This is a genomic window from Streptomyces sp. NPDC002817, from assembly GCF_053592055.1.
Genome location: NZ_JBSFUY010000048.1, coordinates 14,733 through 28,257, shown reverse-complemented (window position 1 = coordinate 28,257; position 13,525 = coordinate 14,733). Strand labels below are relative to the sequence as shown.

The 13,525-nt window shown below is 70.2% G+C and carries 13 protein-coding genes and 1 pseudogene; 10 read left to right on the top strand and 4 right to left on the bottom strand.

Features of this window, described 5'->3' with window-relative positions:
- The first annotated feature begins 305 nt into the window (after positions 1 to 305).
- From ACWD3I_RS45105 to ACWD3I_RS45065, 9 genes are all read left to right on the top strand, one after another.
- Complete coding sequence (locus ACWD3I_RS45105; protein ID WP_365406102.1) at positions 306 to 1,631, top strand: L-fuconate dehydratase; 1,326 nt, start codon at positions 306 to 308, stop codon at positions 1,629 to 1,631.
- Positions 1,624 to 2,505 carry an amidohydrolase family protein gene (locus ACWD3I_RS45100; protein WP_365406099.1) on the top strand — a complete coding sequence of 294 codons (882 nt, stop codon included), beginning with the start codon at positions 1,624 to 1,626 and terminating at the stop codon, positions 2,503 to 2,505. Before ACWD3I_RS45105 ends, ACWD3I_RS45100 begins: the two co-directional genes overlap by 8 nt.
- A gap of 101 nt (positions 2,506 to 2,606) precedes the next feature.
- Complete coding sequence (locus ACWD3I_RS45095; RefSeq protein ID WP_365406096.1) at positions 2,607 to 3,650, top strand: zinc-dependent alcohol dehydrogenase; 1,044 nt, start codon at positions 2,607 to 2,609, stop codon at positions 3,648 to 3,650.
- A complete protein-coding gene (locus tag ACWD3I_RS45090) occupies positions 3,647 to 4,408 on the top strand; it encodes an SDR family oxidoreductase (RefSeq protein WP_365406093.1) in 762 nt (253 codons plus the stop codon). The genes ACWD3I_RS45095 and ACWD3I_RS45090 overlap by 4 nt, the downstream gene beginning before the upstream one ends.
- Positions 4,405 to 5,034 carry a bifunctional 4-hydroxy-2-oxoglutarate aldolase/2-dehydro-3-deoxy-phosphogluconate aldolase gene (locus ACWD3I_RS45085; RefSeq protein ID WP_365406090.1) on the top strand — a complete coding sequence of 210 codons (630 nt, stop codon included), beginning with the start codon at positions 4,405 to 4,407 and terminating at the stop codon, positions 5,032 to 5,034. The genes ACWD3I_RS45090 and ACWD3I_RS45085 overlap by 4 nt, the downstream gene beginning before the upstream one ends.
- Positions 5,031 to 6,080 carry a sugar kinase gene (locus ACWD3I_RS45080; RefSeq protein ID WP_365406086.1) on the top strand — a complete coding sequence of 350 codons (1,050 nt, stop codon included), beginning with the start codon at positions 5,031 to 5,033 and terminating at the stop codon, positions 6,078 to 6,080. Before ACWD3I_RS45085 ends, ACWD3I_RS45080 begins: the two co-directional genes overlap by 4 nt.
- Positions 6,081 to 6,130: 50 nt before the next feature.
- A complete protein-coding gene (locus tag ACWD3I_RS45075; protein ID WP_365406083.1) occupies positions 6,131 to 7,144 on the top strand; it encodes an aldo/keto reductase in 1,014 nt (337 codons plus the stop codon).
- A complete protein-coding gene (locus ACWD3I_RS45070) occupies positions 7,135 to 7,857 on the top strand; it encodes a FadR/GntR family transcriptional regulator (RefSeq protein ID WP_365406081.1) in 723 nt (240 codons plus the stop codon). The genes ACWD3I_RS45075 and ACWD3I_RS45070 overlap by 10 nt, the downstream gene beginning before the upstream one ends.
- Before the next feature lie 102 nt (positions 7,858 to 7,959).
- The gene (locus tag ACWD3I_RS45065) at positions 7,960 to 8,277 is read left to right on the top strand and encodes a helix-turn-helix domain-containing protein (protein WP_365406078.1); all 318 of its coding nucleotides are present in this window, start codon (positions 7,960 to 7,962) and stop codon (positions 8,275 to 8,277) included.
- Positions 8,278 to 8,803: 526 nt separating this feature from the next.
- Here the strand turns inward: ACWD3I_RS45065 and ACWD3I_RS45060 are convergent.
- Together ACWD3I_RS45060 and ACWD3I_RS45055 are read right to left on the bottom strand one after the other, a co-directional pair.
- Entirely contained in the window at positions 8,804 to 9,415 is a 612-nt protein-coding gene (locus ACWD3I_RS45060) for a hypothetical protein (protein ID WP_365406075.1), read from the bottom strand.
- A gap of 55 nt (positions 9,416 to 9,470) precedes the next feature.
- Positions 9,471 to 11,090: an IS1634 family transposase gene (locus ACWD3I_RS45055; protein WP_365406072.1), complete on the bottom strand. Its 1,620-nt coding sequence runs from the start codon at positions 11,088 to 11,090 to the stop codon at positions 9,471 to 9,473.
- On the opposite strand from ACWD3I_RS45055, the gene ACWD3I_RS45050 reads away from it, so the two are divergent.
- On the top strand, positions 11,084 to 12,208 hold the full coding sequence (locus ACWD3I_RS45050) for a TniQ family protein (RefSeq protein WP_365406153.1): 1,125 nt from the start codon (positions 11,084 to 11,086) through the stop codon (positions 12,206 to 12,208). The two genes, ACWD3I_RS45055 and ACWD3I_RS45050, sit on opposite strands and share 7 nt — an antisense overlap.
- A 221-nt stretch (positions 12,209 to 12,429) precedes the next feature.
- Here the strand turns inward: ACWD3I_RS45050 and ACWD3I_RS45045 are convergent, their stop codons facing one another.
- A complete protein-coding gene (locus ACWD3I_RS45045) occupies positions 12,430 to 12,963 on the bottom strand; it encodes a TniQ family protein (RefSeq protein ID WP_365406069.1) in 534 nt (177 codons plus the stop codon).
- Between the two features lie 149 nt (positions 12,964 to 13,112).
- Positions 13,113 to 13,508: pseudogene (locus tag ACWD3I_RS45040) on the bottom strand (NAD(P)H-dependent oxidoreductase); the annotation flags it as partial.
- Positions 13,509 to 13,525: the final 17 nt, after the last annotated feature.

The window sequence follows — 13,525 nt, the reverse complement described above, 5'->3', positions numbered from 1 at the left end:
GCCCGGGGACCCCTCGCCGACGAGGTGGGCCGCCAGGCGCTTCCCTGACCGTGTGGAGGGAGTACACGGACCACGCGTCCTCGACGTCGTCGTGATCGATGACCAGCTCGCAGCGCTCTCATATACATCCCATCTATGGCGTGAGAATTTCGACCTTTTTCGCCAAAGTTCCTCTCTGATGTATCTAGACATGGGATGTATGTCGATCTAAGGTCGCATCGACTGGTTGACGCGGTGTCCCCGACGCCGCCGCTCGTCCCGCAGGCGGCCTTCGTTCCCGCCGGCCTCTTCACAGGAGTTATGTCATGTCGTCCGCCGCATCCTCATCCCCCCGCATCACGGCCCTGGACGTCCTGGACGTCCGTTTCCCGACGTCCGAGCACCTGGACGGCTCGGATGCCATGAACCCCGAGCCCGACTACTCGGCGGCCTATGTCGTCCTGCGCACCAACGCCGGAGACGGGCTGGAGGGCCACGCCCTGGCCTTCACCACCGGGCGGGGCAACGACGCGCAGGCCGCCGCCATCTCGACGCTCGCCCCGCATGTGGTCGGCCTGTCCGTCGACGAGATCTGCGCGGACCTCGGAACGTTCGCACGCACCCTGGTCCATGACCCCCAGCTGCGCTGGCTCGGCCCGGAGAAGGGCGCCATCCACATGGCGACCGGCGCGGTCGTCAACGCCGCCTGGGACCTCGCCGCGAAGCGGGCGGGCAAGCCCGTCTGGCACTTCCTGGCCGACATGTCGCCCGAGGAGCTCGTGGCCCAGGTCGACTTCCGTTGGCTGAGCGATGCCCTGACCCCGGACGAGGCTCTGGAGATCCTCAAGCGCGCCGAGCCGGGCCGCGGGGAGCGCATCGCCCGGCTGCTGGAGCGCGGTTACCCCGCCTACACCACCACTCCCGGCTGGCTCGGCTACTCGGACGAGAAGCTGGCCCGCCTCGCCCGGGAGGCAGTCGCGGACGGCTTCACCCAGATCAAGCTGAAGGTGGGCGCCTCGCTGGAGGACGACGTACGGCGGATGCGCGCCGCCCGTGCGGCGGTCGGCCCGGACATCCGGGTGGCCGTGGACGCCAACCAGCGATGGGACGTCCAGCCCGCGATCGACTGGATGACGGCCCTGGCGCCCTACGATCCGTACTGGATCGAGGAGCCCACCTCCCCCGACGACATCCTCGGCCACGCGGCCGTCCGCAGGGCCGTGGCCCCGATCAAGGTCGCCACGGGTGAGCACGTGGCCAACCGGGTCGTCTTCAAGCAGCTGTTGCAGGCGGGCGCGGTGGACATCGTGCAGATCGACTCCGCCCGGGTCGGCGGCGTCAACGAGAACCTCGCGATCCTGCTGCTCGCCGCGAAGTTCGGGGTGCCGGTCTGCCCGCACGCCGGCGGTGTCGGCCTGTGCGAAATGGTGCAGCACCTGTCGATGTTCGACTACGTCGCCGTCTCCGGCACCACCGAGGACCGGGTCATCGAGTACGTCGACCACCTGCACGAGCACTTCGTCGACCCGGTGCGCATCGCCGACGGCCACTACCTCGCGCCGACCCTGCCGGGGCTGGGCGCGCAGATGCACCCCGAGTCACTCAAGGAGTACACCTACCCCGACGGCCCCGTCTGGGCGGCTCGTGTCTGACACCGCGCGCCCCGGTCTCGTCGACGCCCACCACCACGTGTGGAACCTCGATCGACGCCGCCAGCCCTGGCTGGACGCCCCGGGTCACGAACCGATCCGCTGCTCCTTCGGCACCGGACACCTGCGCACGACCGCCACCCGGACGATCACGGGACGCCGTCTGGAGCGGACCGTGGTGGTCCAGTGCCTGGCCTCCCTGCCCGAGACCCGTGAGCTGCTGGCCCTGGCCGACGCCGATCCGCTCATCGGCGCGGTCGTCGGGTGGGTGGATCTGACCTCCCTCGCCATCAACGACATCCTGGACGGGCTGCGCACCAGTCCCGGCGGCACCCACCTTCGCGCCGTCCGGCACATCGTGCAGGCGGAGCCGGACCCCGACTGGCTGCATCGCCCCGTCGTGGAATCCGGGCTGCGCGCGGTGCGCGACCACGGGCTCGGCTACGACGTCCTGATCCGAAGCCACCAGCTGCCCCAGGCGATCCGGCTCGCCGAAAGCATCCCCGACCTGCCGATCGTCCTCGACCACGCCGGGAAGCCGCCCATCGCCGGCGGCGACCTGGCCGACTGGGAACGACAGATCCGTCTTCTGGCCAGACACCCACAGGTGCGCTGCAAGACGTCAGGCCTCGTCACCGAGGCCGACCACGAGAAGTGGACCGTCGCCGACATCCGGCCGGTGTGGGACGTGCTGCTCTCGGCCTTCGGCCCGTACCGGCTCATGTTCGGCTCCGACTGGCCGGTCTGCGTACTCGCCGGCGGCTGGAACCTCTGGGCCGCCACCGTGGAGGAACTTCTCGCCGGCTGTTCCGCGAGCGAGACCCAGGCGATCCTCGCCGGCACCGCGACCGACTTCTACCGGCTGCGGCCCGGCTGAGCACGCCGTCCGGGAACGAACCGGAAGCGCCCGCCTCGCAGCCGTACCCCTTCCACCACCCGCACCCGCACCCGCACCCGCACCGAAAGGACTCCACGACGATGACACGCGCAGTCCGCTACATCGCGGCCCGCACCCTGGACACCGCCCCCGCGGAAAGTTCCCCGCCCGGCCCCGGCGAGGTCGAAGTGGCCCCCGCCTACGTCGGCATCTGCGGCACCGACCTGCACATCTTCCACGGCGACATGGACACACGGGTCCACGCGCCGGCCGTCCTCGGACACGAGATGTCCGGCCGGATCGTACGGGTGGGACCCGAGGTGGAGGGCTGGCAGCCCGGCGACGCGGTGACCGTGATGCCGCTGCGCTGGGACGACACCTGCCCCGCCTGCCGGGCCGGTCATCAGCACATCTGCCAGCACCTCGACTTCATCGGCATCGACTCCCCAGGAGCGATGCAACAGCGCTGGACCGTACCCGCCGTCACCCTCCTGCGGCTACCGGACTCCCTGTCCCTCGACCGCGCCGCACTCGTCGAGCCGACGGCGGTCGCCGTGCACGACGTGGGCCGGGCCGAAGTGCGCGACGGCGAACGGGTCGTCGTCGTCGGCGGCGGACCGGTGGGTGTCCTCATCGCGCTGGTCGCGCGCGCCGCGGGTGCCGAGGTCCGGGTCGTGGAGCTCAGCGCCCACCGCCGCCTGCTCGCCGAGAAGCTGGGCCTGGCGACCTGGAACCCCGCCGCCGCGAACGTGCCCGAGCTGGTGCGCGAATGGACCGGCGACGCGGGGGCGGACGTCGCCTTCGAGGTGTCGGGTGCCGCCGCCGGGATGGACACGGCCGTCGACGTCCTCGGCGTCCGGGGCCGGCTGTGCCTGGTCGCCATTCACCCCCAGCCCCGCGAGGTGAACCTGCACCGCTTCTTCTGGCGCGAACTCACCCTGGTCGGCGCCCGGTTGTACGACCGGTCCGACTTCGAGCGAGCCGTGACCCTGGTCGCGGACGGCACGATCCCCGCCGACCAGCTCATCAGCAAGGTGGTGCCGCTCGCCGAGGCGCCCTCGGCGTTCGAGGCCCTGGAAGCGGGCGGCGACGTGATGAAGATCCTCGTGGACTGCACCGACAAGGCCGAGGAGAACCTCGTATGACCGCCTTCGACCTCACCGGCAGGCTCGCCGTCGTCACCGGTGCCCGGCGTGGCATCGGCCGGGCCATGGCCCGCGCGCTCGCCGAGGCCGGCGCGGACGTCATCGGCGTCAGCGCCTCACTGGAGGAGTCCGGCAGCGACGTCGAGAAGGACGTCGTCGCCACGGGCCGCGGCTTCGAGGCGATCCGCACCGACTTCGCCGACCCCGACGCCGTCCGCGCCCTGGGCGCGGACCTGGCCGGACGGGAACGCCCGGTGGACATCCTCGTCAACAACGCCGGCACGATCCGCCGGGCCCCGGCTGCCCAACACTCCGATGCCGACTGGGAGTTGGTTCTCCAGGTCAACCTGAACGCGCAGTTCGCGCTGACCCGGGCGGTGGGCGCGGCGATGGTGGCCCGCGGCCAGGGCAAGGTCATCTTCACGGCGTCGCTGCTCAGCTTCCAGGGCGGGATCACCGTGCCCGGCTACACCGCCGCCAAGCACGGGATCGCCGGGCTGGCCAAGGCGCTGGCCAACGAGTGGGCCCCGCACGGGGTCAACGTCAACGCCATCGCGCCGGGCTACATCGCCACCGACAACACCCAGGCCCTGCGGGAGGATCCGGTACGCGGCAAGGCGATCCTGGACCGCATCCCGGCCGGCCGCTGGGGCGACGCGGACGACCTGGCGGGCGCCACCGTCTTCCTCGCCTCGGACGCCGCCGCCTACATCCACGGCACCGTCCTGCCCGTCGACGGCGGATGGCTCGGCAGATGAGCACCGACCTGACCGCCGCCCTGTCCGGGGCCCGGATCCTGCCCGTGCTGACCCTGCCGGACGTCGCCACGGCGGCGCCACTGGCCGAGGCGCTCGCCGCGGGCGGTGCCCGGTGCGCCGAGGTCACCTTTCGCACCCCGGACGCCGAACAGGCGCTGCGGGCGATGGCAGCCCACGGTGGCCTCACCGTGGGCGCCGGCACGGTCCTCACCCCCGAGCAGGCGAAGCGGGCGGTCGAGGCCGGTGCCCGCTTCGTGCTCTCGCCCGGCTTCGACGCGGAGGTCGTGGAGACATGCCGGGAGCTGGGTGTCCCGGTCGTGCCGGGCATCGCCACCGCCACGGAACTGATGCAGGCTCTGCGAGCCGGACTCACCACCGTGAAGCTGTTCCCGGCCGAACCTCTGGGAGGCACCTGGCTGCTCCAGGCTCTCGCGGCGCCGTTCCCCCAGGCCCGGTTCGTGCCGACGGGTGGCATCGGGCCCGCGCACCTGTCCGCGTACCTCTCTCATCCGGCGGTCCTCGCGGTCGGCGGCAGCTGGATGGCCGCCGCCGGTCACCTGGAGCGCGGGGACTACGCGGAGATCCAGAGGCTGACGGCCGAGGCAGTGGAGAGGAGCGCGGCGTGACCGGGCGGGGCCCCGAGGTGGTCGCCCTCGGCGAGGTGATGCTGCGCTTCGACCCGGGCGAGGGCCGGATCCGCACCGCCCGCACCTTCCAGGTCTGGGAGGGCGGCGGCGAGTACAACGTCGTCCGCGGCCTGCGCCGCTGCTTCGGTCTGCGGACGGCCGTCGCCACGGCTCTCGTGGACAACGAGGTGGGCCGCCTCACCGAGGACCTCATCCTGCAGGGCGGGGTCGACAACTCACTCATCCGCTGGGTTCCCGCCGACGGCATCGGCCGCACCGCTCGCAACGGCCTCAACTTCGTGGAACGCGGCTTCGGCATCCGGGGAGCCCTCGGGGTCAGCGACCGCGCGAACACCGCGGTGTCCCAGCTGCGGCCGGGCGACATCGACTGGGACTTCGTCTTCTCCACGGGCGCTCGCTGGTTCCACACCGGCGGTATCTTCGCGGGGTTGTCGGACACCACGGTCCAGGTCGCCGAGGAGGCGATGACCGCCGCCCGCCGGCACGGTGCGACCGTCTCCTACGACCCCAACTACCGCCCGAGCCTCTGGGCCGGCCGGGGCGGCCCGGAACGGGCACGCGAGGTCGACCTCCGGCTGGCCCGGCACGCCGACGTCGTGGTGGGTGCCCTGGGCCTGGCGGGCGTACATCCCGGAGCGGTACGCGTCGGTGCCGACGAGGTGTCACAGGCACTGTCCGAGGTGGCGGACCGGCTGCCCGGAGTGAGGGTGCTGGCGACGACCCTGCGGGGCGTGCCCTCGGCCGGGGTCAACGACTGGACCTCGGCCGCCTGGTCGGCGCAGACAGGGTTCGTCGCGGGCCCCGAGATGCCCGGCCTGCACGTGCTGGACCGCATCGGATCCGGTGACGGGTTCGCCGCCGGCCTGATCTACGGCCTGCACACCGGGACCGGCCTCGAGCGTGCCCTCGCGTACGGCACCGCCCATGGCGCGCTCACCATGACCACCCCCGGCGACGTCTCCATGGCGTCCCTCGCCGAGGTCGAGGCACTTGTGGGCGGCGGCTCCGCCCACGTCCGGCGCTGAGGGCCTGTCCGCGACCGGCAACACACCACCAACGTCCCGAGGAGGGCGCCTTGCGCCGCGGAAAGATCACCAACACGCCCGTCGAGCTCACCGAGCTCGGCTTCGGGGCTGCCGTCGTGGGCAACCTCTACCGGGTCACCCCGGCCCACGACGCGGCGGCCGCCGTCGAAGCCGCCTGGGACTCTGGCATCCGGTACTTCGACACCGCCCCCCACTACGGCCTCGGTCTCTCCGAGCGCCGGCTGGGGGCGGCCCTGCGGGACCGTCCGCGCGACGAGTACGTCATCTCCTCGAAGGTGGGGCGGCTGCTGGTCCCCAACGAGCGGCCCCGGGGCGTCGACAGCGAGGGCTTCGTCGTACGGGACGATCTGCGGCGGGAGTGGGACTTCAGCCGAGACGGAGTACTCCGGTCCATCGAGGACACTCTCGAACGCACGGGGCTGGACCGGCTGGACGTCGTGTACGTGCACGATCCCGACGACCACTGGAAGCAGGCGGCCGAGGAGGCCATGCCCGCCCTGGCGGACCTGCGTGACCAGGGTGTCGTCGGGGCCATCGGGGCCGGCATGAACCAGTCGGCCATGTCGGCCCGGTTCCTGCGCGAGACCGCCGCCGACGTGGTCATGCTGGCGGGGAGGTACAGCCTTCTCGACCAGTCGTCACTGGACGACGTCCTGCCCGCGGCGGCGGAGCATGGCAAGAGCATCGTGGCGGTCGGCGTGTTCAACTCGGGCCTGCTCTCCCGCGACCGACCGGCGGAGGGCATGAAATACGACTACCAGGACGCTCCGGTCGAGCTTGTCGCGCGGGCACGGTCCATCGCGGACGTGTGCGAGGAACACGGTACGACCCTGCCCGCGGCAGCGATCGCGTTCCCCTTCACGCATCCCAGTATCATCAACGTCACCCTCGGCATGCGCGACCGGGACCAGGTCACGCGGAACGCCGGACTTCACAGCCGCCCCGTCCCCGGTGGTCTCTGGGCCGATCTGCGTGCCCGGGGGCTCATCAGACCGGACGTGCCCGAAACGCACACGCACGAAGAGGGAGCACGGTGTCCCTGACGGACAAGGCCATCGAGCGGATTCGTGAGCTGATCCGGACCGGCGCGCTGCCTCCCGGTTCGAAGCTGCCTCCGGAATCGGAGCTGGCGGCTCAGCTGGGACTGTCCCGCAATCTGGCGCGCGAGGCGGTCAAGGCGCTGGCGGTCGCGCGCGTGCTGGAGGTCAAGCGGGGCGACGGCACGTATGTCACCAGCCTGCAGGCGAGCGTATTGCTGGAGGGCCTCGGCGGTGCCGTGGAACTGCTCCAGGCCGACGCGGGCGCGCTGCTGGACCTGATCGAGGTGCGGCGGCTGCTCGAACCGGTCGCTACCGGGCTCGCCGCCACCCGTATCACCGATGAGCAGCTGGCCGAGGTCAAGCACCACCTCGACGCGATGCGGCAGGCCCGCGACGACGTCGAGCTGTTCAACGCGCACGACGCGGCGTTCCATCGCGCCGTTGTCGCGGCCACGGGGAACGAGTCCCTGCTGGCACTGCTCGAAGGCGTCTCGGGTCGCACGCTCCCTGCCCGGATCCTGCGCGGTCGGGGCGACGCCCGTGTCGCGGCCAGGACCGTCACGGAGCACGAGGCGATCTTCGAGGCGCTGGCCGGCCGCGACGCCCCACTCAGCCAGGCGGCCGCACTGCTGCACGTCAGCAGCACGGAACGGTGGTTGCGGGAACACATCGAGTCCGGCGGCTCTCCTTCCGGCAACCCCGCGAAGTCCGGATGAGAGCGAGATCAGAACTCTCTCTCATCCGGAGGCACAATGCTGCCCGCGGCCGGTGAGATCGTGTCCCGCCGAGTGGTGTAGTCACTGGTCGAGCTGATTCGGTTGCTGCGGCAGGCCCACCTGGGGCGCTGCTCGAGCGCCGGGCGGCTGGCGCGCGAAGTCGGAGGTGCGGTGACACGGCAGCAGGTGCGGGAGTATGAGCACGGTCGGCGCAGCCCGGATCCGGCGTCCTTCGTCAGGATGGTCAGGGCTCTGGGTGTGGAGCCGGCCCAGATCGCCGGGCCTGAGGTGGTGCGACTGGCGGATCTCCGGCACTGGGCGGGGCTGACGGGCGAGCAGGCCGCGGGCGCCTTCGGGTTCTCTCGGTGGCCGTTGCTACGGGCGGAGCGGCGGGACGGTGTCGGCGCTGGGCCTCCGTAAACCCTCCGGTGGGCACTTTCACCCTAAGTGCATAGTTTTATAGGTAGCGGGCGGTCATGTTCCGGGAGGCCGCCCTGCCGACTGCGCACACACCGTATGTCCTTACGTCCTTCTGCGGGACTTGCTCGACGAAATTCGGGAGGGACTCGTCGACGTCGGTCCTGCTGTGGCTGCCGGACGCGGCTGACAGGGGGCGTCCGGGCCGGTATGACTTCCGTATGGCGTGGCTGCCCCGCGAGGGCGAGGACCCGGTACGGTCCATCATGCAGAGCACGACTGAGGAGACGAACCGCGGCGCGGTGGGCCGTGGCTGAGGAGGAACGGGTCCGGCAGATCGGAGTCGCCCCGGTTCCGTTTCCCGGAGAGTCGTTCGTCAGTTGGGTCGACACGGTCGCGGTCGCCCTGCGGCTGCCGCGGGCGGCAGCTCTGCGAGCACTGGGGCTGTCGGGGAAGGCTAGCTCCGTACTTCGCGGGTGGCAGCGAAAGGTGAATTCCGGCGGCAATGCGCAGTTGTCTGGCCTCGCGGCTATCGGCGGCCATCTCGTTTACGCTCGCTGCGCCGCAGTGCGCGACGTTGCTTTCCTGGCAGGGTGGCGGCCAACTCGCCCACCAGGGAGACGTCGTGGCAATCGCCGTCTTGGCTGCCCCGGCACCACCACACCGGTGGGCCGGCCGCGTCCGTTTCGCCCTGGTCCCAGTCGTCAGTGGTCCCTGCGGGACGAGGGTGCATTCCAATCTTGTGTTCCGAGCAGATCGGCCAGACCCGCCAGAGCAACTCCATGATGGTCGACTGCGCCGCATCTGCGACCACAGTCAGGACCGTCGTCGCATCGTCCGGCTCTGGCGGGTCGCCCTCCTCCAGGTCGCACGCATTCACCGAATTGCCGTGCCAACGGCCGTCGGGCATCGCCACGTAGACCTGACCCCTGTCGATTCCGCTCGGGGGCAAAGGCTGCCGAGGCGGGTCAACCATCAGTATCAGTGCTTCTTGATCCGGCAGGGTCGCCATCAGGTCGCGATTGACCACAGCGAGTGCGGCCTCCAGCTTCGGCCACTGACCAGGCTCGGCCGGCCTGGGCTCCGGGAGATGCTGCCGGTCATGACCAGGACCGATGCTGAAATGCGAGGAGTAGTTCACCGGGGCATCGTCTCAGTCACCCCGTCTTTCACCGGTGACGGAGGGTGAAAGCAGCTCAGGTCTCTGGCCAGCGGGGGTGTGTGGGTTCCAAGCCGAGGAGGTCGAGCAGGTGGAGTTGAATGCCGCGGGTGATGGCGATGACGGGTGGGTCGGTGGCGCTGCCGACCCGTAGTCGCAGGTCGGAGAGGTGGTAGAGGATCATTCTGCCGGTGGGTCGCACCTTCTGGTTGCCGGGGTAGAGGCCCGGCATCTTCTGGTCACCTCCGAGGGCTTGCCGGACCTGGCGTTCGATCAGGCAGAACAGCAGCAGGGACAGGCAGATCACCGCGATCAGTGCGGCGACGCGCCTGTTGTCCTGCACAAAGATGGGGGTGACGGCCAGGGGGCCTTTGAAGTCGCCGTATCTGCGCTCGACCGCACCCTGGCCTTTGTGGCGGCGTAGCACTTCGCTGGGATCGGCCTGCTCAGGGGTGAGAGTGGTCAACAGCGCGTACCAGCCGTCGACGGCAGCCTCGGCCTGGAGCGCGTCCTGATCGAAGTGCCAGGACAGGGCGGGGCGTCCGGCTTCGTCTGTGGTGATGTCGGTGTGCAGGCAGCCGGAGACCCGGCGGGTCTTGGTAATCACACCGATGCGTGCGGCGATTTTCTCAGGAGTGTTGTAGTAGCGGCCGCCGGCCGCGTGCTGAAGCTTGTTGAGCTCCTCGCGGGCTTTGGCCAGGCGTTTGTCGCGGGCCCGCCGCTGGCCTTTGGCGTTGCCGGTGGAGTGCACCAGGATCCGGCGCACCTCAAGCGGGGGATCGCTCTTGCGGGGCCCGGCCAACCGGTGGGTGTCTTCCAGGACCCGGTAGGTCTCACACTGGCCGGCGGGGGTCTCCTCGTCGCGGGCCGGGGTGTAGTCCACTACGGTGGCCGCCTCGACATCGAGGGCTGCGTAAACGGCGTCGTCGACCTTGGAAGCGGGGACCGGGGCGATGAAATCGGTCCCCGCCTTGATCAGGGCAGTGACGTTGCCGTACGAGATCAGCTTGGAGTCCGCGATCAGCAAGAACTCCTTCGGCCCGGCCATCGCCCGCAGACTGTTCATCGTGCCGGTGATCTGGGAGATCTCCGCGGCTCCGCCGTCGATGACGCGAGACAGCAACGGGATACCGCCGTCGCCGGTTACTGCCAGGCCGGTCTGGATCTGCTTGAGGTCGTAGCGGCGGTCCTTGGGATGGCCGTGATTGATGCGGGGATACTCCTCGTCCTGGTCATCTGCCGGGTAGGCGCCATACAGCGACATGGATGTCATGTCCCAGTGGAACGTGGACACGTCAATGCCGAATTCGCCGATCGCCCGGGCACCGATGCTGTCGGTGATCTCCGTCAGGTGCGGGGCGATGGCGTCCAGGGCCCGTCCCAGACGGCCGTCGTTGAGCAGCTCCGGCTCGATCCCGAAGACTTCCTCCACCGCCCACTCCCCGGCCCAGCGATCAACCCGCCACAACGGCGCTGGCGCGGTCAGCCTGTTGGCCACCAGCGCCTCGATGACCTGGCCATGCGTGAGGTGGGCAATGTCGCGGCCCGGACACAGACGGTCGACGGTCCCGGCCACATCAAGCCGGCGCAGAAACTCGGCAGCGACAGGCAGAGCGCCCAGACGCCTCTCCACCACGGAGGTGACCACGCATTCCATGCGCGGACGCACCGTCCGCAGCCGCGAGGACCGGCACGACTTCGTCACACCCAGTCAACACGACCACCCCCGGACCGGACACGGCCAGGCAGCAACTCCACCCGACCCAGCCACCCGCGAAGTACGGAGCTAGCTTCAGCACCTATCAATTCCACCCGACCGTAGAGGAGTTGGAAGGCGTACGACTGCGGACCGGGCTGCGTCCTGCACAGGTTGAGCGGATGCTGTTCAGCCATTACGCCCCCACGGCTCTGCCGCAGCTCGCCCCGGAGAACGGGGCGGGGCGGCTCCGCGTGAACAATCCGTGGCTGCGGCGCGATCATTCGGCCGCGTGCCCGCTGTGCGTCCAGGTGTCGGGCGGCCGGTGGCTGCTCAGCTGGCGGCTGAAGTGGACCTTCCTGTGCGCGGATCATCTGGTCTACTTGGTGGACCGCTGCCCGCGCTGCGATTTGCGGCTCTACTGGCGAATCGAGGCGACCGGCACCGGGCAGCGCCTGCACTGCATCAGGCCGACGGTTCCCGGTCGGAGACGCTTGGGCGCCGGAGTGTGCGGGTTCCCGGTGGCCGAGATCCCGGTGATCCCCGTGGAGGCCGAGGAGGCCATCCATCTCCAACGGCGCGTCTCGACGCTCTTGACGCCGGCCGACGCGCCGCACAATGACACCTCGCGCCGCCTGCTGCAGCACATGTCTCGGGTCGTCCACGACGCCGCGACCCGGAAGAGTGCGGTCGGCTTGCTCGGCCGTATGGAGAACACGGTCGTCCGCTCTGTCTACGAGACCCAAGAGTTGCCCTGGCAGCCAATGCTGGGGTGGACGCTGGAACGCGGTTCGCCCGCCGCGGTCTCCGCACTGGTACGGATCGCTGCCCGGACCGTACTGTCGGACAACCCACGCTCTGGCCCCCTTGAGCGACGGAGCACCCGCGAGAGCGACGACGTTCAGCGTGTCATTGGTCTTGCCTCAGAACCTGGCGGCGCCCAGCTTGGTAGGCTTGGCCGACGTGCCCCCGGCACAGAGCACGCGGTCCGTCCTTCGCGTTCACGATGCCGCCGCCCCGTCCGGGTGGCACCCAGGCCGCGCAGGCGATGGCGCAGCACTTGCCGCCGAAGCGGTTGACCGGCGGTGCGTCGGCCAGCAGCGGCGGGAAGCACTCGGCCGACCACGAGGCCCTATCCGCCTGGATACGGGCATCTTGGGAAGCGGCAAGACCCCCCATCGTCGCGATCTTGACGAGGGCCGCAGTCAGCAGCGGATCGCCCGGGTACCACAGAGCACCACCATGGCCGTGCCACCGCCGGTGGAGCACGGGATCGGTGTTCGGCAGCGACGGGGCATCGTCAGCCGACGCGGATGTCCTCCAGCGCCAGGTGTAGGGACTGCAGGATGTCCTGAGCGCCTGGGTGGTGCGGCTGCTCGACGATTCTGTTGAGGCGGCGCTGACACCCCAGCAGATGCTCGTCAGACAACCGAGCAGGACGCATGTGGGCAACGACGCGCGGACAGGGATGCCCCACCTGGTGCGTGAGGTACTGCCCGCACACCACGGCATCCGTCGGCCCGGGAACGAACTGGTGCAGGCCCTTGCCGCAGCCTCGGCAGGCGCCGAGCAAGTACACCCTGTGGCGCGCGCAGGCGAAGGACCAGACCAGACGCCATCGCAGCGGCCAGCGTCCGCCGTTCTCACGCAGACAGGCCGGGCACGCGCGTGACCGGGAAGGCAGTGCGGGCCATAGACCGTGGGGGGCCAGCCAGGGGGCGGCGTTCCGCCTGCGCGGAAGAGAGGGCGGCTGGGGCAGAACGCCATCGACGTAGTGCGTGAGCGTCATCCGGCGCAGCCGCTCGGCGGACAGCCCCGGTGGTGATCTGGACACGGGTCGTCACCTCCGCCGTCACATGGGCACCGAAGCGTATGCCGGGCCGAGGGTTGACGGCGTCAGGACGGACGAAGGCCGCGATGCGCAATGCCTGCATACGGCTGACGAGGCTCAGCTGGGCGAACGCGTCCACCCAGCTGAACAGGGCCGCCGTGCTTGGTGGCGGTGGTGACGAAGCCGCTGTAGACCTTGTCGGCGAGTTTGCCCTGGGCACACAGGCCGCCGAGCGTGTCCATGAACTGTTTGAGCTGGGAAGAGATGTTGCCGAAGCGGGTGGGGGTGCCGAAGATCACCACATTGGCCCACTCGACGTCAGCCGAGGTGGCCACGGGGATACCGGCGTCGGCGGCGGCGTGCGCGGCCCAGGTCTCATTGGAGGCGATGGCCGCCTCGGGGGCCGGTTCGGCCGCCTTCAGCAGGCGTACCTCGGCGTCGGCCCTGTCGGCGGCTTCGGTGATCTCCTGCGCGATCGCGGCGGAGAAGCCGGTCGACGAGTAGATGACGGCGCAGGCATGTGGCTGGGCGGCGGCGGGCGATCGCACAGCGAGACGCCCGTCGC